The organism is Actinoplanes subtropicus, assembly GCF_000721705.1.
GTDB classification, from domain to species: Bacteria; Actinomycetota; Actinomycetes; order Mycobacteriales; family Micromonosporaceae; genus Actinoplanes; species Actinoplanes subtropicus.
Window position 1 is genome coordinate 302,178 of the sequence record NZ_JOJL01000008.1, and the last position, 24,358, is coordinate 326,535.

The following is a 24,358-nucleotide window of genomic DNA, read 5'->3' on the forward strand; positions in this document are numbered from 1 at the left end:
CGCGACGGCCCGTCGCAGGCCACAATCGATACGTGAATCCGCAGCGCATCGTTGTCGTAGGGGCAGGTCACGTCGGGTTGTACGCGGCCCTTCGCCTGTCCAGGAAGCTCACCCGGCGCCGTGCCGAGGTGGTCGTCATCGACCCGCAGCCGCACATGACCTACCAGCCGTTCCTCCCCGAGGCGGCGGCCGGCAACATCAGCCCGCGGCACTCGGTGGTCCCGCTCCGCCGGGCGCTCCCCAAGTGCCGCATCGTGTCCGGCGAGGTCACGAGGATCGAGCACGCGCGCAAGACGGTCACGATCCAGCCGATCGACGGCCCGTCCACGGAGATGACGTACGACCACATCATCGTGGCGCCCGGCTCGGTGTCCCGGACCCTGCCCATCCCCGGCCTCCGGGAGCGCGGCATCGGGTTCAAGACCATCGGCGAGGCCATCTACCTGCGCAACCACATCCTGGACCGACTCGACGTCGCGGCGGTCACCCCCGACCCGGCGGTGCGCAAGGCATCGCTCACCTTCGTCTTCGTCGGCGGCGGCTTCGCCGGCATCGAGGCGCTCGCGGAGATGGAGGACGTCGTCCGCGACGCCCTGCAGTACTACCCCGACCTGGACCCGTCCGAGGTCAGGTTCGTCCTGGTCGAGGCCACCAACCGGATCCTGCCCGAGGTAGGACCGAAGATGGGTGCGTACGCGGCCCGCGCACTCGACGCCCGCGGCATCGACCTGCGGCTGGACACCCGGCTCGAGTCCTGCGTCGACGGCGAGATCGTGCTCTCCGACGGCGACCGCTTCCAAGCCGAAACCCTGGTCTGGACGGCTGGCGTGAAGCCGTCCCCCATGCTCGACCGTACGGACCTGCCCCGCGGCCCCCGCGGCCACGTCACCTGCCTGCCCACGCTGCAGGTGGCCTCCTCGTCTGGCGAGGTGCTCGACGGGGCGTGGAGCGCCGGCGACTGCGCCCAGGTGCCCGACCTGACGAACCCGGGCGCGTACTGCTCACCGAGCGCCCAGCACGCCGTACGCCAGGCTCGCGTCCTGGCCGACAACATCCGCACGGTCATCCTCGGCGGCCTCCCTCGCGAATACCGGCACAAGTACGTCGGCAGCGTCGCCGGCCTGGGCCTGTACAAGGGCGTGGCGCACGTCTACGGGATCAAGGTCAAGGGCCTGCCCGCGTGGTTCATGCACCGCACGTACCACATGAGCCGTATCCCCTCCTTCAACCGCAAGGTCCGGGTGGTCGCGGACTGGACGCTGGCCTTCTTCCTGCGCCGCGAGACGATCGCCCTGGGCCAGTTGCACGCCCCGCGCGAGGAGTTCACCCACGTCACCCCCCGGGTGGACCTACCCGACGACCGCGAAACGGTCGGCGCGGGAGCCCACTAGCCGGATTCCACCGCCCGGGCGGCAACCGATACGGTGTTACACGCCGCCCGGGTGGTGGAATGGCAGACACGGCCGCCTTAAAAGCGGCTGCCTCGAAGAGGCGTGCGGGTTCGAGACCCGCCCCGGGCACCGAGTCTGCACCATGTTCTCCCTGGTCAACGCCTTGGTCGCCGCTTGACTCGTAAGAGCGAAGCGGCTTTGTTGCCTTCGGCTGGCCGACGTCCAGCGTGTTTGTGCTGGTCAGCGCATGGCGGAGGTTTGGAGTCGCGGGGTCGGGGGGAGTCACACAAAACCTCCGCATGCCGTGTTCTCGTGGCTGGGTCGGCTTCGATGGGAAGCGTGCGAGGTTTGGTAGCGGCCGTGGCAGGCACTCCTACATCCTCTTGATCGACGATTCGGTCACCCTGGCGGGTCGCGAGGGAGAGCGATGGCACCGACACACCGGACACGTACGGGAAGAAGCGCGGTCAGGCGCCGGTCAGTTCCACCAGGGTCGCCCACGCGCCTGGTACGTCGAGTGCACGAGCGGCGTACGCGCGGTTGAGTACTTCTTCGCTGAGGTATCGGTCGTACTTGTCGTGGACCTTGGCGCGGACGGTCGCCGCGAGCGCGTCCGGTTCGGGCGCCGGACCGGCGGCGAGCTTCCGGATCAGCTCCCTGAGTTGGGTCGGCGAGCAGTTGCCCACCGTGATGGCCAGTCCGTCCTGGCCGACCGTCAGGCCGTGGGTGGCGAGGACGACGGCGAGCGTGTTCATGATCCGGTCACCCCGCCAGGGGAAGAGGACCGTCTCGGCTTGCTGGGCGAAGATCCGGCTGGTGGCGTGGCCGTACGCGTGGAATCCGGCTCGGCCCTCCGCCAGCATTGTCCGCGCGGTGGCGTCTAGGTATCGGGGCACCGCAGTCGACCGGTACAACCGGTGCATCGCCCGCCGCACCTCGTCGGCGACCTCGCCGCCGGTGCCGGGGAAGACCGGTGGCCGTCCCGCCTCGGCGGCCGTCAGCTCGATCACGCGCTGGGCGCTGTCCACCGAGATGACGCGCCACCGCGCACCGCCGAAGATCAGGAACGTGCCGGGCAGGATCGGGCGGTCGACGGGGAGGGAGCCGAGCGTGTAGCCGTCGGCGACCAGCCGGTAGTCCATCGAAGTCCGGAACGAGGCGTAGAAGCTGTAGTGGGCCAGCAGCCGTTCGCCTTCCCGGCCGGGCAGCAGCAGGCCGCCGGGCTGCTGCTCGAGCAGTTCGTGCCGGCCGAGATCACGCAGGACGGCGGCGAAGGTCGGGCGGTCGACACGATGGAACGGCCCGCGGGCGCAGAGCAGGTCGAAAAGCTGGGCGGCCGTCGCGCCGCCGTGCTGCACGGTGGCCGACAACACCTGCTGGATGAGGGTGGACAGGTGCAGTCCCGCGGTGTCGGGCGCCTCGTACCAGGATGCGATCAGCAGCTCGATCATCGCCACGGCTTGGAACAGCTCCGCGCGCAGGGCATCGGTCGGGCTGAGGCCGGCCGTGAGTTCGGGTTCAGCGACGTAGACCCGCAGGACGGCCGGGCGGCCGGGCCGGCGACCGGAGCGTCCGAGTCGCTGGCGCAGGCCGGCGACGCTCGGCGGCGCACCGATCTGGGCCACCGAGTCCACCGTGCCGACGTCCAGACCCAGCTCCAGTGTCGAGGTGCAGATCGCCGTCACCGGGGTGGCCGAGTCCTTGAGCCGCTGCTCGACGTGCTCGCGCACCTCCTTGGCGAGGCTTCCGTGGTGTGCGAGGAAGGTCGCGGGCAGCCCACTCCGTACGGCCCGCTGGGTCAGCATGTCGGCGTAGACCTCGACGGCCGCCCGGGAGTTGGCGAACACCAGGTTGTCGGTGCCGCGCAGGGTTTGGAAGAGGTGGTCGGCGATGGCGGCCCGGTCGGCGGGCTCCTTCTCCGGTACGGCCGGGGCGGCCGGTTGGAGATAGCCGCGTACCTGAAGCCGGATCTCGCCGCCGGGCTCGGTGGAGGCGACTACCGCAACCTGGGATCCGTGCCGCGGCCGGAGGAATTCCGCGGCGCCGGCGTAGTCGCCGAGGGTCGCGGACAGGGCGACTCGCGGTATTCGCCGGGCCGCGGCCGCCTCCACCCGGTGGAGCAGCGCCTGCAGCTGGGCACCGCGTTCGGTGCCGGCGAAGGAGTGCAGTTCGTCGACCACGACGTACCGGAGCCCGCCGAAGATCCGGCGGATCCGGTCGGGGTGCCGGACCAGGAGGGCCTCCAACGACTCCGGGGTGATGAGCAAAAGCCCGGCAGGCGTACGCAGGACGCGGGCTTTGCCGGCCGCCGGCGCGTCGCCGTGCCAGCGGTGTACGACCAGATCGAGCGCGCCGGCGAGGTCGCAAATGCGGTCGTACTGGTCATTGATCAAGGCTTTGAGTGGGCTCACGTAGAGCACGGCGACGCCGGCCCCGACGCCCAGGTCCTGCTTGTGGGCCAGGACCGAACAGATCGGCAGCAACGCCGCCTCGGTCTTGCCGTTCGCGGTGGCGGACGCGATGATCACGTCGCGTTCCCCGGTGATGATCAGCTCGGCGGCGCGTTCCTGCGCGTCGCGGAGGCGATCCCAGCCACGTTGATAGATCCATCGCTGCACAGCCGGGTGATACAGCGTGTACGCCTGCGACTGTTCCGCCACCGGCGTGGCAGCGGCCGGCCGGTCAGAGCCGGAATGAAGTGAGTTCGTCATCGTCGGTGCCGGCCGGCCCGGCGGTAGGGAGATCGACTTCCCGGATCAGCTCGGCCCAGCGCAGGTCGGGGTGCTGGTCCAGCAACGCGAGCAGGTCGAGGAAGCCGCGGATCGTCTCGCGCGGTGTCCGGAAGTACGCGTCGCCGAGCCGCGTCGCGCAGTGCGCCATATACGCCGTGAGCGCTTCGTCCGGGACGAGGTATCGCTGCGGGTCGCCGCCCGCGTACACGTGCCGGAGCTTGGTGAGCAGGACGAAGACATCCTCGGGGGTGAGGCTGCCCAGACTCGTCACCGGGCCGGAGTGGTCCACCCGGTCGACGCTCGCGAACTGGTTCGGCGCGAGACGCGAGGCCAGAGCCGGGTACGAGAACAGGCCGCGCCGCGGGTCCATGAGGAACTCGGGTGTGCCGCCGAACAGGACGCCGAGATGCTCGGCGCCGCCCTGAGCGGTGTCGTTGACGATCCGCAGGATTTGTTCGTAGTTGGCGTTGCGGACGGCCGATCCGGTGATCTTGTATAGGTTGACCATCTCGTCCAGGCACACGAGCAGCCCGCCGAAGCCGGCCAGCCGGACGAAGCGCGCCAGCAGCTTGAGGTGGTCGTAAACGGACGCGTCGTCCACGATCGTCCGCACGCCGAGCGCGGCCCGGGCGTCGACCCGGCTGGTGAACTCGCCGCGCAGCCAGCGAACGGCGTTGCCGCGAAGCTGCTCGTCGCCGCTGTCGTACCCCCGCCAATAGGCGCCCACCACGCTCGCGAAGTCGTAGCCGCCGGTCAGCTCGGCGACCGTGGCCAGCCTGGCCCGGATCGTCTCCGCCGGGTCGTCGCCGCTCGCGTTAGCCTCGTCGAGCGCTTTGGTGACGAACCGTTCCACCACGCTCGCCAGCGCCCCGCCGTCCGGGCGGGCGCGGGTGGCCAGGTTGCGCATCAGCTCCGCGTACAGGCTGCGTGCCTGGCCGGACGCGGCGTGCAGCCGCCGATCCGGCGACAGGTCGGCGTGCACGGTGACGAGCCGTTTCTCCAGCGCGATCGAGCGGACCAGGTGCAGGAAGAACGTCTTGCCCGAGCCGTACTCGCCGATGACGAACCGGCAACCGGCGCCGCCGTCGGCGATCCGGTCGATGTCGTGGATCGCGGCCCGCAGTTCGGCGGCCCGGCCGACCTGGATGTGCTGCTGCCCGAGGCGCGGCACCATGCCGGCCCGCAGTGACGTCACGATCGCGTCGCGCTCACGCGGCCGGATCCGGCCTTGGCGGACCGGCAGGCTCTGCTCCGTCACGAAAGGCTCTCCGGACCATGCGTCATGCGAGCAACTCCACGAGTACGTCGTTGTCGACCGCGAGCGTATCGCCGTCCACCACGACGGGCGCGCCGGTGACCTCGATGGCGGCGTCGTTCAACAGATCGAGCGCGCCTTCCGGCAGCACCCCATGGGCCGCGGCGAGCTCGGCGAACTCCGTCCTGCTCCAGGATTCGCGGGTGGCCAGGCCGCGCAGCAGCGCATCGTACGTGCGACCGAGGGCCCCGCCCGGCGCCGCGTCACCGGCGGCGTCCCGTTCGTCCTCCGGGTCGGCGAATATCTCCGCGAGCAGCGTGGCGGCCTCTTCGCTCTCCGTGACCTTGCGGCCGATCGTGCCCGAATCGAGCGTGACGTCGGTAGTCCAGGGCAACGCGTACCCGCTCGGGGAGCCATCGGCCACCTGGACGACGATCGGCTCGTCACGCTCGTGCGGGGTGCCCGGCGCCGCCGGCGGCGCGGGGTGGGGAAGGTCGGCCGCGACGCCGGCGCTGTGCTCGTGCAGCCGTCGGAAGACCAGCTCCGGTTCCAGGCCGAGGATCCGGTACACCCGGGTCAGCGCGGCAACTCCGGCCGGGCCGACCGTCCCGCTCGCCGCTTGCGCGACCGTGATCAGGTAGTGCCCGGCGATCTCCCGTTCGGCGGCGGTCAGCGTCGTGATGTGCCGGGCGAGCCGTTCGACGTCGGTGCGCATCGTCAGCAGCCAGGCCAGCCGCGCGGCCAGCCGGAGGTCCTCGCTGGGGGCCAGGGGTAGTGCTGCGGCCAGGTTGCGGACGGTGGCGAGCACCGCGGCCCAGCGCGCGTCCCGCGGATCGACCGGCGTCGAGGTTGCCCCGGCCACCGCGGCGGCACATCGCACGATCGCCGCCGCGGCGGGGAAACGAGAGCTCGGCCGATCGGACGCCGGTCGGCCGAGGCGGAACAGCACGGCCGGCCGCCGGGTCAGCGACGGGGCGCCGAACCGCACGTCGGGCTCGACGCCGAGATCCAGCAGTGCCAGCACGGCGAGGAGCGCCGCCGACTCGTCACGTGTCATCCGGTCCGGCGCCGCCGGCCAGAATGTCCAGAACTCGCCGGCGTCGACGACCGTCCACGGCCGGCCGTCGAGCCGGCGTTCCGCCCAGACCCGCAGCGCGCCGACGGCTCCATGACCGACGTCGACCAACTCGCGCGGCAGGAGCGCCGCGGCGGCGAGCGAACCCCGCCCCTGGGGAAACCGGGCCTGCCACTGGCGGTACGGCTCGAGGGCGGTGGCGGCGTCATCCACCAGGCGGCCGAGAGCCCGGGTGCAGCGAGGCTCGGCCAGGACGTCCGGCAGGTCCTCCCGGCACACGAGGGTGGTGGACAGGCCCGGGTTGGCGGGCCGGTACCGGAGGCGGATGCCCGGCACATCGTCGGGAGGCACCAGGCCGGCGCCGTGCCGATCCCGATATCGCAGCGTGAAGAGTCGTTCGAACTCCGCCGGGCAATCCCGATGCACGCTGCGCCGCGGCAGGGCCGGGTGGTCCCCGACCCACGCGCGGGCCAGGTCGACCGGAACGGGCCGGCCGGCCGCCGCGAACCGGGCCAGGGCGACCCGCAGGCCCATCCGGCCCGACTCGCCGGCCGGGGCGGCGCCGGCGGCGGGCACCGCTCGCGGAGCGGCGAGCAGTTCCAGCAAGGCAAGCAGATCGTCGAGAAAGCGGCGCAGGCTCGCCACGCCGTCGCCGTATCGGGCCCGCAGTCGGCGCACCTCGGCGATGATCGCCGGAAGCTCCGCGCGCACCCCCGGGTCGTCGTCGGCGTCCATCAGCACCCGGCGCTCCAGACCGGAGCAGAACAGCAGCACCAGGGCGGGAGCGACGGCGGCCTGCCGGCCGCCGGCCAGCCACTCCAGATACTCCCCGCGGTCCGCGGGGGACAGCAGGTGGTAGGCCGGCTGCGCTCCGGCCTGGCCGGCCGCGGGCGGCTCGCCCGGTTTCGTGACGGGCAATTCCGGGTTGATCAGCGCGGGCTCGACACTTGCGGGTGGCCCTAGCCGGCGGCCTAGGTAGAACAGGCCGCCGGGGATAGCATGGTCGCCGACCACGGCCGCGCGCCCGGGCGGGACCCACCGCCCGTCGGGGGAACCAGACCGCTGGATCACGGTGCATACTCTATCGGCCTGCTCAGTCAGCCTATTGGGGGAAATTTCACGGTGTCTCAGACAGAGGCCGGCACATCAAGCAGCCAGACGGATGTTCCGGGCACAATGGAGGCCGCTCTCGCCCGGACAGAGCGTGACGCCGAGGCGACGTTGCGCACCGCGACCGCGCTGGTTCGCGAGCTGAAGCGGGCGCACGGCGCCGCCCGCATCGGTCAGGTGCGAGACCTGCGGAAGTCGCTCGCGGCGGCGGGCGAGGCGGCGGAGGCGCTCGCCGGTGGCACCCGCTCGCTCGCCGACGGTTTCGACTTCGACGAGCAGGCCTACCTCTCGTCCGGCGACTACGTCAAGGAGCTGCTGGCCGAGGCCGAGGCGCGCGGGCTGTCGATCGTCGAGGAGGACGACCGGCTGCTGTGTTATCCGTCGCTGCTCCGGGTCCTACCCGGCGAGGCGGCGATCGAGGTGGACAAGGTCCGCGACCGCCGGCTTCGACCGTCGGTGCTGGTCACCACGCTCGCCCGCGCCCAGGAGCGAGGGGCCCGGTTCAAGGCCGAGCCGTTCCTCGACAGCCTCCGCTCGGCGTACGAGCTGCTCGTTTCGAGCACCGACACGCGGCCGGACGCGGTGGTCCGGTTGGTCGACATCTGGTCGGTGCTGACCCTGCTGCCCGGTCAGCGCGGCCAGTACTCCAAGCAGGAGTTCGCCCGCGACCTCTACCTGCTCGACCAGAGCGCCGTGACCCGCACCGCGCGCAGTCCGCGCACCCTGCGCTGGGCGGCGAGCACCGGCACCAAGGGCTCCGGCACGTTGATCACGGTGGCCCGCAACGGTCAGCAGCAGCGGTACTGGGGGGTGTCGTTCACGGCCGACGAGGTCGCCGGGGAGCAGCCATGACGGTCGCGACCATAGCCGCGCACGACTACCTCGAGTTCGTCGAGCGGGAGTACCTGACCGACTACATCGCGCGCGGCGGCGCCGCCGTCAAGCTCCTGTCCGTCGGCGACGACGCGGAACGCCTGCGCCTGTCGCACGGCTTCGCGACGGCGGGCGACTCGTTCGAGCACGCGGCGGTGGACGCCGCGACCACTCGCGTCCACCTGATCGACCAGGTGTTCATCGCGATCGCCGCCCAGCTCGACTGGGTCGCGCTGGCCGGCGCGGTGGTGCGGGCCGCGCTGGAGCGGGCGGCCTTCCCCGCTCCCGGCGACGGCGACCGGGTCGACCTGGCTGCGATCGCCCGGCACCACGACGTCGACGCCGCCGAGCTGTATCGCAGCGTCCGCCGGGCGATCGAGCAGATCGTGCTGCGGGACACCGAGCTCAGCCACGAGTTCCGGGTGGCGATGCTGCGGCTGTGCCAGGAGCGCCTGGGGCGCGGGGATGTGAGCGCAACCGAGCGGGAGACGGTCATCGGCTGGCTGCGGGGCGAGCGGCTCGCCGCCGCCGACCTGCGCGGGGTGGGACTGCGCACCAAAGTGAACCGATACAACGCGAGACCCCTGCTGCTGTCGATGACCCGCTGGCTGCGGATCGCCGGCCGGTCCGGGCTCGTGCTGCGTCTGGATCTCGACCGGCTCGCGGTCACCCGCCGTCCGCCGGTCGGGCTGCGCGACGGGTTCTACTACTCGAAGCCGGCCACGCTCGACGCCTACGAACTGGTGCGCCAGCTGATCGATGCCACCGACGAGACGGAAGGGCTGTTCGTCGCCGTCCAGCTGCCGCCGCCGCTGGTCAGCGACGAGGCGCGTGGCCTGCCCGCGTACACCGCCTTGCGGATGCGGGTGGTCGACGAGGTGCGGGACCGGCGGCGAGCCAACCCGTACGCGACGCTGGTCCGGATCGGCGCCCGCGGGCAGGAGGAGCGATGACCGGATCGGGTGCGGGGGTGAGCCCGTCCGTCATGGGCCGCCGGGCGATCGAGGCGCTGCGGGCCGGTGTGCCGAGCCGCGACGCGGTGGCCGCGCTGGGCAGCGGGCAGAGCGCGATCGAGGACCGGTTTCAGGTCCTGTGCGGGGAAGCCGCCGATGGCAACAGCGGTGGGCTGCTGCTCGGCGGCGGGTTCGGCGCGGGCAAGAGCCACCTGCTGGAGCACCTCGCCCGGCTCGCTCTCGACGCCGGTTGGACGGTCAGCCGCGTGGTGATCAGCAAGGAGACCCCGCTGTACGACCCGGCGAAGGTCTTCCGGGCGGCGGCCGACTCCGCGCTGCGGGCCGGGCAGGCCCGGCCCGCGATCATCGAGGCGGCCATGGCGCTCGACCTCGACGGCCGCGGTTACGCGGAGCTGCTGCGCTGGGCGGCGTCGAGCGGCGCCGAGCTCAACGAGCGGTTCCCCGCTACGCTTTCGCTGTTCGCCCACGCCCGGGAGCGGGACGCCGCCTTCGCCGAGACCATTCTGCGGTTCTGGTCCGGTGACCCGATCGCCGTGCCCGAGCTGAAGCGGCGCCTGAAGGAGATCGGCGAGCGCCGCCCGAACCTCCCACCGGTCGCCGTGGCGGAGCTCGCGCGGCAGCGGCCACGGTTCGTCGCCCGGCTGCTCGCCGCCGCCGGCTCGCCCGGCTGGCTGGTGCTCTTCGACGAGGTCGAGCTCATCGGGCGGTACTCACTCCTGCAGCGCGCCAAGTCGTACGCGGAACTGTCCCGCTGGATGCGCGGCGAGCACGGCCCCGGCGTACCTCTCGCGTCGGTGTTCGCGATGACCGACGACTTCGAGGCGGAGGTCATCCGGAACCGCAACGACCAGGAGCTGCTGCCCGCGAAGATCCGCGCCAAGGGCACGCCGGAAGCGGACGCGCTCGCCGCGGCGGCCGAGGTGGGCATGCGGATCATCGACCGGGAGATGCATCTGCTCACCCCGCCCGACGACGTCGAGCTCAAGCAGACGTACGATCGCCTGCGCGAACTGCACGGCCGGGCGTTCCGTTGGCAGCCGCCCGAGGTGACCGGCCTGGAGCGGCTCGGTGCGACCCGAATGCGGCAGTACGTCCGGGCCTGGATCAACGAGTGGGATCTCGTCCGGCTGGATCCCGGCTTCCGGCCGGAGACCGAGATGGTCGATGTTCCCAGCGACTACCGGGAAGACCCGGACCTGGAGCGCACGGAACCGGAGTAGCCGTCGGTTATCGTGCGGGTACGCGCGGACCGGCGGGGGATCGAATGGACGAGTTGTTCAGCCTTCCGGGCGGCCCGGCCCTGTCCGGGTCGCCGGCTCCGGCTGAGCTCTCGGTCTTCGACCGGACCTTCCCGGCGCGGGTCGCGGTGCTGATGCGGTCCCGCCCGATCACCGAGGCGATCGTCGCCGCGAACCGGCAGGACTGGCCGGCGGCCACGTACGACATCGCCACGTTCGCTCTCGCCGCGATCGATCTGGTCATCGCCCGGCAGGGCTTCGCGGAGGAGGCGACCTACGCCGAGGTGGTGGATGGCCTCACGGTGCTCGCCCGGCGTGCCGCACCGGAGCGGACGCCCGCCGAGCATCGCCGGGTCGGCGAGTACACCGTCGACGCTCTCCTCAACCGAGGGGAGCGCGAGGCGCCATTCACCTACCGGATCAGCGACTTCACCGATGCGGCCGGGGCACACCAGCAACGGCAGGTCCAGTTCCGGCTGCTGGTCGAGTGGGAGGACGCGGGGCGCGGCGAGGTCGTCCTCAAAGCCACTCGCGACGCCATCAACGCGCTGGTGGGTGGCCTGGAGTTCGACGTCGAGGACGAGCAGGTAGCCAACGAGGTGCTGCTGGAACGCCAGCTGGCCAAGGGGGCGTTCGACGCCGCGGAACGCGCCGCGGTCCGGGCCCGGCTGTTGTCGGTCTCGCTCGCGGAGGATCTCCTCGAGCTGATCAAGAACACCCGCCGGGACCTGCGCGCCGTCACCCAGGAATGGGCGACGGTCGTTCCGCAACGCCTCGCCGCGGCCCGGGACCACATCGCGGGCCGGATGGAGGCCGACCACCGCCTGCTCGCGAAGGTCCGGGAGTCGCTGGAGTCCGACGACCTGCAGGTGACCATGGCGGCCGCCCGGATCGCCGCGCTGCTCACGGAGTGCTCGCGGCGGCACGACGCGCTGCACCGGCAGGTCCTCTCCGCCCGCGGCGTGTTCCTGGAGGAGCAGAATCGGCAATCGTTCCGGCCACCGGCTCTGGGGCACCTGCCCGACCTCGACCGGGAGATCCTCACCCCGCTGCTCAGCCTGGACAGCGGGACCGCGCTGACGGTCACCGACCGATGGCTGTCGGATGTCACCGGTCCCCGGCCGCCGAAGCTGCCCAGGCTGTATCGGCTGGTCTACGACCTGTGGGCGGTACGCGATGCCACCGACGACGATCGTGACCCGGACGCCGATGACGAGGCGGGAGATCCGGATCCGCCGACCATCGGGCCGCATGTCGTGGCGGCCGCGCGGCGGGTCGTCGTCCGGACCGGCCTGCCCGCGCGGCTGTCGGCGTTACTCGCCGATGCCCTGACCGATCCCGGCCTCGACGACCCTGCCGACCGGCAGCGAGCCGCGGAGATCCTGGCGCTGGCCGCACTGTGGTGCTTCGCGCCCGAGGCAGCCGACAATGAGCACCTCGCGTCGGCGGACCTGACGGCGCGAGTCCTCGGGCCGCGAGCGGTCGCGGACGCCGACACCCGCAAGCTGGAACTGCCGGGATGGGAGGGCGACGACCTGATCATCGTCGCGCATCCGGACGCCCTGGCGGCAGCCGACCCGCAACCGGTCACCGAGGCGCTGCCATGACTCTGACACAGAACGATCACACCGACATCGGGACCCTGATCGCGTACGCCCTGCAGCCGACCCAGCGGCCCGGGCGCAGCCAGGAGTATCGCCGGGTGCTCGGCCGGTACCGTACCGAATCCGACTTCCGGATCGCCGCTGACGCCGTCCTGCACGGCCTGCAAGCCCGCGTCCTGTCCGACGGCGACCTCGGACTCGTCCTCGGTGTCAGCCCGGAGTCCCCGTTCGCCTACCGGGTCGGCGACATGCCACACGCGGCGACCCGGATCGGGCGCCTGATGGCCGGCCTCGTCCTGGTCGGCGTGGCCGCCTACGCCTACCCCACGCCGGCTGACCTGGAGGAGGAACGGATCCGCCGGGTCGCGGACCTCGAGTTCGAGCAGTGGATGCGTGCCATGTGCGAGCGCCTGCAGCAGCACGACGCCGCCGGCGAACCGGTCCCCGACGACGGCTTGGACGAGGCGTGGCGGGCCTACCACGAGATGCCGTCCACGCTCGTCGGCGACCGAGGGCGTGCCTCCGGGCGGCTGTCGCCCAAGTGCACCCTGTACTGGGTTCGCAACGTCCTCGGATGGCTCGCGGAGCAGGGCATGGCCCGCGCCGACAGCACCGGCGGGATGTGGATGCTCACCGAGCGGTTCCGCATCCAGGTCAAGGACATGGCCGGTGAACCGGCGTACACCTACCTCGCGGAGATCGCCCGCCGGCCGCACCCACGCCCGCCGGCCACCGGTCAACGGCTCGCCGCCGGAGACGGGGAAGACGCGTGACCTACCACCTGGCCGCGTTCCGGCTCCACTCGATCGGAGAACGATCCGCCCGGTTCACCGACGTCACGCTCGACCTCACCGCGCCCGGCGGCAGCGGCAGCGGCGGCCGTCCCGCCGACTCGGTCGTGTGGCTGCGCAACGGCGGCGGAAAATCCTCGCTGCTGTCGCTGTTCTACGCGATGCTGCTGCCCCGGGCGATCGACTTCATGGGCCGTACGGTGAAACGCAGCCTCACCGATTACGTGGACAGTGGCGACACCGCCCACACCGTCGCGGCGTGGCACCCGGCCGCCTCGGACACCCTGGACGGCTCGCCGGACCGCGTGCTCATCACCGGTGTGGTTTACGAATGGTCCGACCTGCGCCGTCCCGCCGACGCCGACCGGGCCCGCGACCGGCTCGACACCACGTACTACGCGTTCTACGCGGTGCCGGGCGTGCTCGACCTGGCACACCTGCCGATCCTCGACACCGCCGGCGAGCCGTGTCGCCGGGCGGCCTACGTCGCCGCGCTGAGGGGATTCGCCGCGACCTACCCGCAGGCGATGGATTTGGTCGTCGCCGAGAAACAGCACGAGTGGACGACCGCGTTGACCAGCCGAGGCCTCGACCCGGCGCTGTTTCGTACCCAGAAACAGATGAACCACGTCGAGGGCGGCGTGGAGGACATGTTCCGCTTCTCGTCCGCCCGCGAATTCATCGACCTGCTCATCGATCTCACGGTCGCGCCGGACGACGCGATCAGCGTCGCCGATCGGCTGGCCTCGATCGCCTCGCTGCTCGCCACCAAACCCGCCAAGACGGCCGAGCGTGAGTTCTGCCTCGACTCGGCAACAGGGCTGGATCGCATTCACGTCTGCCAGCAGGAGGTCACCGCGTCGGCGGACGCCCTCCGGCGGGCCGTCGACGAGGCGGCGAGGCTGTCCGCCGCCTTCGCCGCGACCGTCGTCCAAGCCGGCGAGAAAATCGAGGAGCTGGCCGCTCAGCGCGACGGCATCGAGAAGCGCCGCGCCGCCGCCGTGACCGAGGGAGGTGCCGCCTACGAGCTTGTCTACCTGTACGAGCAACGTGCCGCCCAGATGCGCCTCGACGCCGCGCACGAGCAACTCGACGCGGCCGAAGACGATGTCGAGGACATCGCTGGGCTCATCGAGGCGTGGGAAGCAGCCGGACATCTCGCGCAGAAACGGGAGTTGCAGGACGCACTGGAGCGCACCCGGCGGGAGGCCGGCGAGGAACGCGAGCGGACCGCCCCACTGCGACGCGAGCACGACCAGCACACCGCCCGGCTGCGAACCCGGTTGCGCACGCTGACCCAGGCGCACCGGGCTGAGGCCCAACGGGCTGCCGAGGCCGCCACGACGGCGAAGGCAGACGTCGACGCTCACCGCGCCGCGGCGAAGGAAGCCGGTCTGCGGGCCCAGGCCGCCGACCGGGACGCCGCGATCGCGACCGCCCGGCTGGAGTCGCTGGCCAGCGACCTCCGCACGGCGGTCCGCGACGGCGCGCTCCCGGCCGAGCAGACCGATCCGGCCGAGCACGACGCGCTTCTCGCCGAACAGCACGCCACCCTCACGGAGCTCCTGGACGAGGTCCAGAGCCGTCGGGAACAACGCCCGGCGGTCCGGCACGCGCTGACCGGCACCCTCACCACGCAGACGGGTGAGCAGGTACGGCTCGACGCGGAGCGCACCCGACTCGCGGAGCAACGCGCCGTCCTCGTCGAACGCGCGACCAAGCTCGTCGCACGGGAACGTTTGCAGGACCTGACCGAGGCCACCGGCGACGCCCCCGTGGACCTCTGGGCAGAGGCCGACACGCTGACCCGGCGGCTGTCGGACGCGGTTCTCGACACCGATGTGGCGCTCGTCCGGCTGGAGGCCGAGCGCATCGACGACCGGCGGATCCTCGACGTACACGCGCGGACCGGGCTGCTACCCACCACCGTCGACGCCGAGCGGGTCCAAGCCGTCCTGGCCGAGTACGACATCACGGCCGAGACCGGTTGGGCGCACCTGCGCACGCTCCTGCCCACCGGCCGCCTGCTGGAGACGGTCACGGACCCGAACCTGGCACGTCTCGGCGTCGGTCTCGTCATCCCCACCGCCCAGGCGGAGGACGCCGAGATCGCGCTGGCCATCGTGGACACGGCGACCACCGCACTCGTCGGTGTCTACACTGCCCGCGCTGCCGCCGCCATCGTCGGCGCCACCCGCACCGACCCGGCGGAACCGGGCCCGGTATGGACCGGACTGCAGCACGGCTTGGTCGACCCGACCTGGGCCGAGGGGACCGTCCGGCAGATCGCTGCCCGCGCCGAGACGTACGACGAGCAGCAGTCCCGGCTGACCGAGGCGCGTGAAGCCGATCGCGCTCTGCTCGGCGAGCTCACCGAACTGCTCGCCGATTGCCCCACCGGGTATCTCGAGAGCCTCGCCGGCCGGGTGAACGACCTCGACACCACCCTGCTCGACATCGAGGCGGCAATCGGAAAGACCCGCGCGGACCTCGCCGAACTCGACCGGGCGGAAGCCGAGGACCGGGCAACCGAGCAGCGCACACAACGGCAGATCTCTCGAATCGAAACCTCCCGGGCGATCCTCTCCGCGCTGATCCCGAAGATGGGCAGAGCCGCCCAGTGGCGCACCGACCTCGCCCAAGCCCAGGCACGATCGAGGGACGCCCACGGTCAGGTCGAGGGTCGCACGGCGGAGGCGAACCGTGCGCTCGACCTGGCCGCGGAGCGGAGCAGGCTCGCCGACGCCGAAGGCAGGACCGCTGACGCCTACCGGACCGAGGCAGCCGGGCTGACCATCCTCGACGCCGACCCGGAGGTCACCGACGATCCGGCGGTGTCCGTCGACGTGCTCCGCGCCCGACGTCAGGAGGCCGCCCGCGCCTGGCAGGTCCAGGCTTCCCAGTCGGTCCTCGCCGAGCGGGAAAGCAACCTCAGCGCGGCGCTGGCGATCGAGACACAGGCACTCGCCCCAGTCACCTCCGCGACCACCCAACGTGCCGCTGGCTTGCTGACCAGCGCGGAGGGGCAGACGAAGCCGGGCCGTGCGGCGGCACTGGCCGGCGCCCGGGAGGCGAAGGAGGCGGCGGTCGGACGGCAGGGCCGAGCCGCCGGCGACATCGAACAACACCGCGCGACGCTCGCCAGAATCCGAGCGCGGCGCGTCGACCCGCCCAGGCGCGCCTTGCCGATCGAACCGAGCACGGCCGAGCACGCTGACGCCCTGGCGGCCGAGCAGGACGAGATCGGCCAGGCGTGCGTCGAGAGACGGACAACCGCGGAGAGCGAACTCGGCGAGCTCGAGGGCAAGCAGCGCGACCTCCAGGGCCGGATCACGGCGTTCGAGTTGCTCGCCGACGGTCTACCCGAGCCGGTCGAGCGAGTCGTCCCGCCGTTCTCCGGAACCGACGACGAGGCCAAGACCAGCAAACAGGCAGTCATCCAGGCCATGCGCGGCACCGAGAAACGCGCGAGCGAGGCCGCGATCTCCCGAGCGAACGCGGTCGGCGACCTACGAACAACAGGCGGCAGGTACCCGGGAGTCACCACGCCCGCGAAGGACCGCGTCCTCCACGACACCGAAGAGATGCTGGCTCAGCACGCGGGATCACTCGCCAAGCAGCTCAGACTGCGCGCGGACGTGATCGGCGGAGAGCTCGCCGACATCGCCAAGGACCAGGCGATCGTGACCGACTCCCTCGCCCGCCTGGTCTCGAACACCCTCGACACCTTGCGCAAGGCCGAGCGGTACTCGCGGGTGGCAACCAAGACTGGCGGCTGGGCCGGGAAACAGATGCTCAGAATCGCCTTCGATCCACCCGCCAGCGATGCGGACCTGCGCACTTACGTCAACCGCGTCGTGGAGCGACGCATCGCCGACGGCGTCAAGCCGGAAGGACTGCCGCTGCTCAAAGACGCCGTGCACGAGGCGGCCGGAACCAGGGGCTTCACCGTCAAGGTCCTCAAACCCGCCCTGGACGTCCTGCCCACCACCGAGGACATCACCCGTCTCGGCAAATGGTCCGGCGGCGAGAAGCTGACCGTCTGCGTCGCGCTCTACTGCACCATCGCGGCGCTGCGTGCGGTGAACGCCGGACGCCGGGATCGCTCCGGCGGGGTCCTCCTGCTCGACAACCCGATCGGTCGTGCTTCCCACGGCAGCCTCGTCGGTCTCCAGCGGGCGGTCGCCGGCGCGCACAAAGTGCAGCTGGTCTACACCACCGGCGTGAAGGACCCGGACGCGGTCTCCCGGTTCCCCAACGTCATCCGATTGGACAACCGCCCGGGCCGTACGCGTAACCGCCGCTACATCGTCCCCGACGACACGATCACCGAGGAAGCCGACCAGCGTCTCATCACCGGCGTCCGGGTCGCGCATGACGAACCGGACTCCCGGACATCGACATGACGACTGCACTCGTTGACATCATCATCTCGTACGTGTCGGAACAGCCGACCAGCCGCATCCGGGTCGACGGCTTGCTCCGGCATGCCACCGCCGTCGACCCGACGCTCGTCGGCGATCCAACGGCCCGAGCCCGGCTCGCCGGCGTCCTGGCCGGTCTCGCCGAAGAGGGCGCCGTCGTGCTGCCGAAGACACGGACCGGCTGGGACGACCGGACAAAACCACCCCTGCCGCTCTGGGTGGGCAAGCCGGCCAAGCCCCGCCGGACCCTCCTGGCGCCGGCGCCGCGGGTCTGGCCACAGGCGCTAGAAGCCGCCGCCGCCCTTGCGACCCGGCCGGACGAACTTGAACTTCTCGACCGAATCGCCACCTGGCTGCGAAACAACCCCGACGCCTCGCCCGTACCCCTCGAGGAGCGATCGTTGGAGATCCTCAACGACGAGAAGGCGCTCGCTGTTGAGACGACCAAACGATTGTTCGCCACCGGCGCGCTGACCCTCGATCTCCTCGCCTGTTACCCCACGCCCGTGCCCTTCCCCTCCCAGCACGTTCCCGGCAGGGGACCGACGCGGTTACTCGTAGCGGAGAACAACGCGACCTTCCACTCGTTCCTGGAGGCGGCACGCCGGCTCAGCCCCGAATTTCGCCCCGACCTGCACATCGGCTGGGGCGGCGGCAATCAGTTCCCCACCTCCATCACCGCCGTGACGCTGCTCGACCCCACGCCGACCGCGCTCTACTACGTGGGCGACCTGGACCTCGCCGGATTACGCATCGCCACGAACGCCGCCGCCGCGGCGATCGCGCACCGGCTGCCGCCCCTTCAGCCGGCGGCCGGGCTGTACGACTGGCTGCTCGCCAACGGCAATCCCCGCCCGGACAGGTCCAATACCGGCATCGCCGACCATAGCGACCTGCTGGCCTGGCTGCCGGAGGGGCTGCGGGAGCCGGTCTCGAGACTGCTGCGCGCCCGCATGAGAATCGCCCAGGAAACACTCGGCCTTCGAGCACTCAGGCAGGACCCAGCTCTGCTGATGCAGGCCTGCCCGGAGCGAATGACCTGAATTCGAGGATTCGAACTACCAAAATCCGAGCCATCCTGCAGCAGAACGTGAGCTGGACTGGATACCGAATCTCGGCGAAGTAGCGTTGTCCGGGCGGAACGGCGAACCGCCGGGCAGGCGTTGGCCTGCCCGGCCGGAACGCCGGGGTGGAGCGGCTGGGCTCCTATCGCTGCAGGGTCAGCAGAGCCGGACGCCACGGCAGCAGGTTGTAGCTGGTGCCGTCGGAGCTGGGGTCGCGTCCCTGGTAGAGGAGCTGCAGGTTGCAGGGGTCGACGGTCATGGTCTGGTCGGGGTTGTTGCGCACGAGGTCGCCGTGGCTGATGTCGTTGGTCCACGTGGCGCCGCTGTTGGCCTTGCCGGCGAAGGGGTTGCTCTCGGTCGCGGCGTTGGGGGTCCAGGAACCGCCCAGGCTGGTGGCGGTGAACGATCGGAAGTAGCGGCCGCGGGCGCCCATCGCTTCGACGATCATGAGGTATTGGCTCTGGCCCTGGATCTTGTAGACCTGGACGGCCTCGAAGAGGTTGGCCTGCGAGTCGCTCATGATGGTGGTGTAGTTGGAGCCGAAGCTGCCCGGGAAGTTGCCGATCGGCATGCTGGCTCGGTAGATGTTGCCGTTGTCGCCGGCGAAGAACAGGTACATGTTCTGGTCGTCGCCGATGAGCGTCTGGTCGATCGGGGCCGCGCCGCCGGAGAGGCTACCGGTGAACAGGGGCTGGTTCGATGACCATCCGTTCGGGTTGGTGGGGTCGCTGGCCGTGCGGTAGAAGAACGGTGTGGCGCCCCATTGCGAGGCGATCACCCAGATGTTCTTCGGCGCGAAGTAGAACAGGGTCGGCGCCACGGTGCCCGAGGACATCGTGTTCTGCGGGGCCGAGGCCATGTCCGACCAGTTGGTGAAGAGGCCGAAGTTCATCGAGCCGTACGATCCGGCCGTGTTCGTCGTCGAGGCGTAGACCAGGTGCTTGCCGTTGTAGACGACGTTGGAGAAGTCCTTTAGCCCGACCCAGCCCGACTTCGGTGTCGCCAGCGGGCCGGTCGACGTCCAGTGGTACGTCGAGGGCAGCGTGCAGCTGCCGGACGGCGGCGGGGAGGTCGGGCCGCCGGACGGGACCAGGTGGAACTGCTGGTTGCTCTGGCCGTTGCAGGACCAGAGGATCAGCTTGGTGCCGTTGCCGGTCGCCGCGCCGGTGGCGTCGACGCAGAGTCCGGACTGCTGGCCGGTGATCGTGCCGTTGCTGTTCAGGTTCCACTGCTGGTTGGTCTGGCCGTTGCAGTCCCAGATGATCACGGTGGTGCCGTTGCTGGTGCCCTTGCCGTTGGCGTCGAGGCACTTGTTGCCGTACACCTGCAGTTGGTTGCTGGCGGTGTACGTCCAGGTCTGGTTGGCGGCGTTGGTGCAGTCGTACAACTGCACCTGGGTGCCGTTGGTCTGGGATGCGTTCGGCACGTCGATACACCGGCCGGACTGGCCCCCGACGACGGCGCCGGTGGTGGTGGCCGCGTCCGCCAGGCCCGGCAGTACCAGTGCGGCACCGGCTACGGCCAGTGCGCTCGCGGCGGCCGCCATCAGCGACCGGGAAAGGTGGGGCATGCTTCCTCCCTGAGCGGGTGGCGGTCGCGGCCATGCCGTACCGCCGCCTGGTTGATGGGGATGCCGCCCGGTTCCGGAGGAGTGCGGGAACCGGGCGCGGGCGATCAGGCCACGGTGCAGGGGATGCCGTTGAGGGTGAAGGCGGTCGGGGCGGCGGTGTTGCCGGTGTGGGTTGCCTGGAAACCGATGTCGGTGGTGGCACCGGGGGCGAGCGTCGCGTTGTAGCTGACGTTGCGGGCGTTCACCTGACCGCTGGCCGGAGTGTAGGTGGCGTTCCAGCCGGACGTGATGGACTGGCCGGAGGGCAAGGTGAAGCTCAGGGTCCAGCCGTCGATAGTGGCCGGCCCGGCGTTCGTGATGCTGATATTTGCCGTGAGGCCGGTGCTCCAGGTGTTCGTGGTGTAGGTGACCCGGGGCGCCGTGCCCGCCGGAGGGGTCGTCGTGGGGACGGCCGTGGGCGACACGCTCGGTGACGGGCTGGGCGACGAGGCACCGTTCACGCTGATTACCAACGTCATGGCGCTGTGGGCCGGGAGGGTGACGCTGACCGAGCCGTTGGTCATGGTGAGGGTGTTCTGCGGTGCGACGTTGCGGCTCGAGTCGGTCAGCCAGTTCGCGACGGGGCCGGACGCGGTGGTGCCGGCCAGGGTGAACTGCTGGGTGACCGCCGAGGTGTTCTTGTTGACGGCGACGATGACCGCGGTGTCCGCGTTCTTGTACGCCGAGACGTAGACGTTCGTCACCGGGTTCGCGGTCGCGTCGACCCGTATGTAGCCGGGGCGTACGAACCGCGCGAAATGCGCCATCATGGCGCCGCGCTTACTGATCTGACCGTCCTCGCGCATCGGACCGTAGCTGCGCCGCAGATACCACCAGACGTACGCCTGGAACTCGGCGTCGACCATGGCGTGGTGGATGTGTTCGGCCACGTCGAGCGCCCCCGGCCAGGCATCGGCCGAGTCGGTGCTGTTGGGGTAGTAGACCTCGGTCATCCAGAGCTCTTTGCCCGCGCCCTTCTGCTTGAACAGGGGGTAGGGGAAGTTCGCGTACGGCGTGCCGTAGAGGTGAGCGCCGATGATGTCGACGTTGGCCAAGGCGGCGGGGTCGTTGAGGATCGGGTCCGACATGGACTTCACGTACTGGAACGACTCGGGTGCGATGACCTTGGTGCCGATCGAGCCGGCGTTCTCCTTGAGGAATTTGACGATTTCGGCCGCGGTCCACCATGTCCAGTCGGTCGCGTAGTCGGGTTCGTTCTGCACCGAGATGGCGTACAGGGGCACGCCGTTGTTGCCCAGGTAGGTCGTGAAGTCGTTGAGGTATTGGGCATAGGCGGCGTACGAGCTCGCCTTGAGGCGTTTGGCGTTGGTCTGGCTGCCGTGGGTGAAGGTCTCGGTCATGCCGGCCGGTGGGTTCCACGGCGAGGCGAAGACGGTTGCACCGAGCTCGACCGCGCGCTTGGCCGTCGCCAGTTCGTTGCCCCACGCCGACTGGGTCTCGTTGACCGGAATTCTGAGCACAGAAAAACCCAGTTGCCCCTCGCCGGCGCTGAACGCGGTGGTGCGCTGGGCCGCGGTCAGGTCGCCCATCCAGGCCGCGTGCACCATGGCACCGAAGCCTTTGATCGTCTGCTTTGGCACCGCCGGGTTGATGTTGGCCGCTGCGGCTGACGCGTCGGTGGGCGCCATGACCGACGCGGCGACCGCGAGCACCGGTACGGCTCCCATCGTCGTCAGGACGGTTCGGCGGCTCAGCAGCCGTCGCTCCCCGCCGATCGGGTTCTCGTGGTCTGGCTCCATGTCTCGTCCTTCTGACTGTCGATGTTTGTCGATGACAATGTGACTTCGCGGTCAGGGGAGGTTCCCGGACGCCGTGCAGCTAAGGTCGGAAGCGCCCGGCGTGCCGGTCGCCAGGAATCCGAAGGTGGTGGACGCGCCGGCCGGGAGCGCGCCGTTCCAGGACGCGTTGGTCACGGTCGCGCCGGTCTGGTCGGTGCTCAGGAGCCGTTCCAGGCCTGGCTGATCGTCTGGCCGGATGGTCTGGACGATCGGGTTGTCGGCCCGGGCCTCGGCCGGCTGCCCTCCGAGAGGCACGGCGAGCAGGCGGAATGCGGCGGCGAGTTTCACGGTGTCTCCTTGGGAGATCAGGGCGTGGTGACGGCGAACCGGTTGACCGTCACGGAGCCCCCGAGCGCGGTGGTGGCGTAGTCGAAGACGCCGAACCGGTAGCCCATGAAGAACTGCCAGTCGTTGTTGAGCGTGAACGGCGGTCCCAGCGTCGTGAACGTGGTGCCATCGGTGCTGTAGGAGAACGTCGCGGTACGGCCGGAACCGGGCCGGATGTCGGCGTTGACCCGCAGCCAGATCCGGCCGCCGGAGATGTTCGCGCCGGCCGCCTCGGTTCCGGTGCCGGTCGTGGTCCATCCGCTGGTCGACATGGTCAGGCCGTTGGTCATCGAGACCCGGGTGACGCCGTTGTCCTTGCGCACGCCGATCCACGCGGACTGGTCCCGCAGCATGGCCAAACCGGCCCGGTCACCGTTGGCCATCGACGAGTAGTCGAGGGCGATGGTGGCGGTCGACGACGGGCCCGGGATGCGCCGGGTGAGGGTGTTGCGGGCGTTGTAGAGGTCGTTGGTCACGGTCGCGGTGGACAGCTGCAGCCCGTTGCCGACGCTGAACTTCGAGGTATCCGGGTTGTGGTTCCACTCGTACTGGGCGTCGAGCGCCGGGTTGGTGAAGTCGTCGGAGCCGGTCATCGGGGCCAGCGGGTGCCAGGCGAGGTTCGGCCTCGGATAGGTGGCGCCCCACCGGCCGTTGACCGTCTGCAGGACCGGCCAGCCGTCGCTGGTCCAGGTGATCGGCGCCAGCGTCGGCATCCGGCCTCCGGGGTACGCGTCGGTGAACGCCATGTACCACCAGTCGCCGTTCTGGGTCTGCACCAGGCCGCCCTGATGCGGCACGCCGCCACCGCTGATCGGACCGGGCAGGTCGAGCAGGACCTGGCGCTGCTCGTACGGCCCCCACGGGCTGCTCGAGCGGAGGACGTACTGGCCGTTGGCGGGCCGGGTGCACCAGATGTAGTAATAGTTGCCGCGCTTGTACATCCGGGAGCCTTCGAGCGTGCCGATGTTCGACGGGGTCTGGAAAACGGTCTGGGACCGGACCTGGGAGGTGAGATCGGACGACAGCTGGGCGACGCTGAGGGTGGTGTTTCCGTACGCGACGTACGGGGTGTCGCCGTCGAACAACAGCCCGGCGTCGTAGTAGCAGTTGTTGATCCGCGCCTTCTTGGTCCAGCCGCTGCCGATCGAGGTCGAGCTGTAGACGTACGTGCGGTTGAACTCGGTGCAGCCGAGCCAGTAGAAGGTCTGGTTGCTGGGCCGGTAGTTGAACGCCGACGCCCAGATGCCCTTGACGTAGGCCCGGCCGCCGTTGAGGTCGTAGGCGGCGGAGTCGAAGTCGAGGCGCGGCACCGAGTGCCCGGCGTACTCCCAGTTGACCAGATCGTAGGAGCGCAGGATCGGCGCGCCGGGGGAATAGTGCATCGTCGAGGCTGAGTAGTAGTACACGTCGCCGACCCGGATGATGTCGCCGTCCGCGAAGTCCTGCCAGATGACCGGGTTGCTGAAGGTGCTCGGTGCCGAAGGAGGCGGCCCGGTGGTCGGTCCCGTGGTGGGTCCGGTGGTCGGCGGGGTGGTGGGTCCGGTGTCGCCGGTGCACGGAACTCCGTTGAGAGCGAACGCTGCGGGAACCGGGTTGGCCGAGGTCCAGGCGCCGTTGAAGCCGAAGCCGGCGTCGCCGCCGGTCGGGATGCTGGCGTTGTAGTCCATGCTCTTCGCCGTTACCTGTGACCCGGTTTGGGTGACCGTGGCGTTCCAGGCCTGGGTCACCGTTTGGCCGGCGGCGAAGGACCAGGTGAGGTTCCAGCCGGTGACGGGATCGCCGAGGTTGGTGACGGTGACCGAGGCGCCGAAGCCGCCCTGCCACTGGTTGGTGACGGCGTAGCTGACCCGGCATCCGGTGGCGGCCTCGGCGCGGGTCGCGACGGCGGCGACGCCCAGGCCGAGCGTGAGGACCACGGTCAGGGTGAGCCGGCGCAGGCGTCTCATGCGGATCGTCTCCTCCGAGGGCGGTGTGACATCGACGGGCGGGGGTACCGAAGGAGGTGGGAGCGCTCCCATGCAGATCCATCGATATTGCCAGGATGTTTCGCGGTAGTTCAAGCCGACCATTTGCGCGGCGTACGGATAACCGG

At 70.5% G+C, this 24,358-nt stretch carries 15 protein-coding genes and 1 tRNA gene; 9 read left to right on the top strand and 7 right to left on the bottom strand.

The features are described from left to right. Nucleotides 1-32: 32 nt before the first annotated feature. Together IH26_RS0114280 and IH26_RS0114285 are read left to right on the top strand one after the other, a co-directional pair. Nucleotides 33-1,391 (top strand): NAD(P)/FAD-dependent oxidoreductase, encoded by a 1,359-nt coding sequence (locus IH26_RS0114280; protein ID WP_030436659.1) that lies wholly within the window; start codon nt 33-35, stop codon nt 1,389-1,391. A 45-nt stretch (nt 1,392-1,436) separates the two neighbouring features. Continuing rightward, nucleotides 1,437-1,520, top strand: a tRNA-Leu gene (locus IH26_RS0114285). A gap of 338 nt (nt 1,521-1,858) precedes the next feature. Here IH26_RS0114285 and IH26_RS0114290 read toward each other — a convergent pair. From IH26_RS0114290 to IH26_RS0114300, 3 genes are all read right to left on the bottom strand, one after another. Further along, on the bottom strand, nt 1,859-4,009 hold the full coding sequence (locus IH26_RS0114290) for a DEAD/DEAH box helicase (RefSeq protein WP_084598833.1): 2,151 nt from the start codon (nt 4,007-4,009) through the stop codon (nt 1,859-1,861). Nucleotides 4,010-4,073: 64 nt separating this feature from the next. Further along, entirely contained in the window at nt 4,074-5,381 is a 1,308-nt protein-coding gene (locus tag IH26_RS0114295) for an ATP-binding protein (protein WP_211268641.1), read from the bottom strand. 22 nt (nt 5,382-5,403) lie between these two features. Beyond that, nucleotides 5,404-7,524: a TerB N-terminal domain-containing protein gene (locus tag IH26_RS0114300; RefSeq protein ID WP_084598820.1), complete on the bottom strand. Its 2,121-nt coding sequence runs from the start codon at nt 7,522-7,524 to the stop codon at nt 5,404-5,406. A 105-nt stretch (nt 7,525-7,629) separates the two neighbouring features. Between IH26_RS0114300 and IH26_RS0114305 the strand changes: the two genes are divergently transcribed. Genes IH26_RS0114305 through IH26_RS0114335 form a run of 7 tightly spaced genes read left to right on the top strand, consistent with a single transcriptional unit; the run spans nt 7,630 to nt 18,510 of the window. Continuing rightward, on the top strand, nt 7,630-8,415 hold the full coding sequence (locus IH26_RS0114305) for a hypothetical protein (RefSeq protein ID WP_030436663.1): 786 nt from the start codon (nt 7,630-7,632) through the stop codon (nt 8,413-8,415). Continuing rightward, on the top strand, nt 8,412-9,389 hold the full coding sequence (locus IH26_RS0114310) for a BREX system ATP-binding domain-containing protein (RefSeq protein WP_030436664.1): 978 nt from the start codon (nt 8,412-8,414) through the stop codon (nt 9,387-9,389). Before IH26_RS0114305 ends, IH26_RS0114310 begins: the two co-directional genes overlap by 4 nt. Beyond that, a complete protein-coding gene (locus IH26_RS0114315) occupies nt 9,386-10,630 on the top strand; it encodes a BREX system ATP-binding domain-containing protein (RefSeq protein ID WP_157437179.1) in 1,245 nt (414 codons plus the stop codon). Before IH26_RS0114310 ends, IH26_RS0114315 begins: the two co-directional genes overlap by 4 nt. 44 nt (nt 10,631-10,674) lie before the next feature. Further along, on the top strand, nt 10,675-12,255 hold the full coding sequence (locus tag IH26_RS0114320) for a hypothetical protein (RefSeq protein ID WP_030436666.1): 1,581 nt from the start codon (nt 10,675-10,677) through the stop codon (nt 12,253-12,255). After that, nucleotides 12,252-13,025, top strand: a complete 774-nt coding sequence (locus IH26_RS0114325) for a hypothetical protein (protein ID WP_030436667.1) — start codon at nt 12,252-12,254, stop codon at nt 13,023-13,025. Before IH26_RS0114320 ends, IH26_RS0114325 begins: the two co-directional genes overlap by 4 nt. After that, nucleotides 13,022-17,449: a coiled-coil domain-containing protein gene (locus IH26_RS0114330; protein ID WP_030436668.1), complete on the top strand. Its 4,428-nt coding sequence runs from the start codon at nt 13,022-13,024 to the stop codon at nt 17,447-17,449. The genes IH26_RS0114325 and IH26_RS0114330 overlap by 4 nt, the downstream gene beginning before the upstream one ends. Beyond that, the gene (locus IH26_RS0114335; protein ID WP_030436669.1) at nt 17,446-18,510 is read left to right on the top strand and encodes a hypothetical protein; all 1,065 of its coding nucleotides are present in this window, start codon (nt 17,446-17,448) and stop codon (nt 18,508-18,510) included. Before IH26_RS0114330 ends, IH26_RS0114335 begins: the two co-directional genes overlap by 4 nt. 163 nt (nt 18,511-18,673) lie before the next feature. Here the strand turns inward: IH26_RS0114335 and IH26_RS0114340 are convergent, their stop codons facing one another. The 4 genes from IH26_RS0114340 to IH26_RS0114355 form a co-directional block, all read right to left on the bottom strand. Continuing rightward, nucleotides 18,674-20,101: a non-reducing end alpha-L-arabinofuranosidase family hydrolase gene (locus tag IH26_RS0114340; protein WP_030436670.1), complete on the bottom strand. Its 1,428-nt coding sequence runs from the start codon at nt 20,099-20,101 to the stop codon at nt 18,674-18,676. A gap of 104 nt (nt 20,102-20,205) precedes the next feature. Beyond that, nucleotides 20,206-21,900, bottom strand: coding sequence for a glucuronoarabinoxylan endo-1,4-beta-xylanase XynC (gene xynC, locus IH26_RS0114345; RefSeq protein WP_051808099.1), 1,695 nt, complete (start codon nt 21,898-21,900; stop codon nt 20,206-20,208). Nucleotides 21,901-21,951: 51 nt separating this feature from the next. Next, the gene (locus IH26_RS0114350; protein ID WP_030436672.1) at nt 21,952-22,227 is read right to left on the bottom strand and encodes a cellulose binding domain-containing protein; all 276 of its coding nucleotides are present in this window, start codon (nt 22,225-22,227) and stop codon (nt 21,952-21,954) included. 17 nt (nt 22,228-22,244) lie between these two features. Next, the gene (locus IH26_RS0114355; protein ID WP_030436673.1) at nt 22,245-24,212 is read right to left on the bottom strand and encodes a family 43 glycosylhydrolase; all 1,968 of its coding nucleotides are present in this window, start codon (nt 24,210-24,212) and stop codon (nt 22,245-22,247) included. Between the last annotated feature and the right edge of the window lie 146 nt (nt 24,213-24,358).

What these genes read in the sequence shown, in the direction of transcription:
- xynC (WP_051808099.1), bottom strand. Translation starts at nt 21,900, where the DNA reads ATGGAGCCAGACCACGAGAACCCGATCGGCGGGGAGCGACGGCTGCTG.
- IH26_RS0114305 (WP_030436663.1), top strand. Translation starts at nt 7,630, where the DNA reads ATGGAGGCCGCTCTCGCCCGGACAGAGCGTGACGCCGAGGCGACGTTG.
- IH26_RS0114340 (WP_030436670.1), bottom strand. Translation starts at nt 20,101, where the DNA reads ATGCCCCACCTTTCCCGGTCGCTGATGGCGGCCGCCGCGAGCGCACTG.
- IH26_RS0114355 (WP_030436673.1), bottom strand. Translation starts at nt 24,212, where the DNA reads ATGAGACGCCTGCGCCGGCTCACCCTGACCGTGGTCCTCACGCTCGGC.
- IH26_RS0114320 (WP_030436666.1), top strand. Translation starts at nt 10,675, where the DNA reads ATGGACGAGTTGTTCAGCCTTCCGGGCGGCCCGGCCCTGTCCGGGTCG.
- IH26_RS0114310 (WP_030436664.1), top strand. Translation starts at nt 8,412, where the DNA reads ATGACGGTCGCGACCATAGCCGCGCACGACTACCTCGAGTTCGTCGAG.
- IH26_RS0114325 (WP_030436667.1), top strand. Translation starts at nt 12,252, where the DNA reads ATGACTCTGACACAGAACGATCACACCGACATCGGGACCCTGATCGCG.
- IH26_RS0114315 (WP_157437179.1), top strand. Translation starts at nt 9,386, where the DNA reads ATGACCGGATCGGGTGCGGGGGTGAGCCCGTCCGTCATGGGCCGCCGG.
- IH26_RS0114335 (WP_030436669.1), top strand. Translation starts at nt 17,446, where the DNA reads ATGACGACTGCACTCGTTGACATCATCATCTCGTACGTGTCGGAACAG.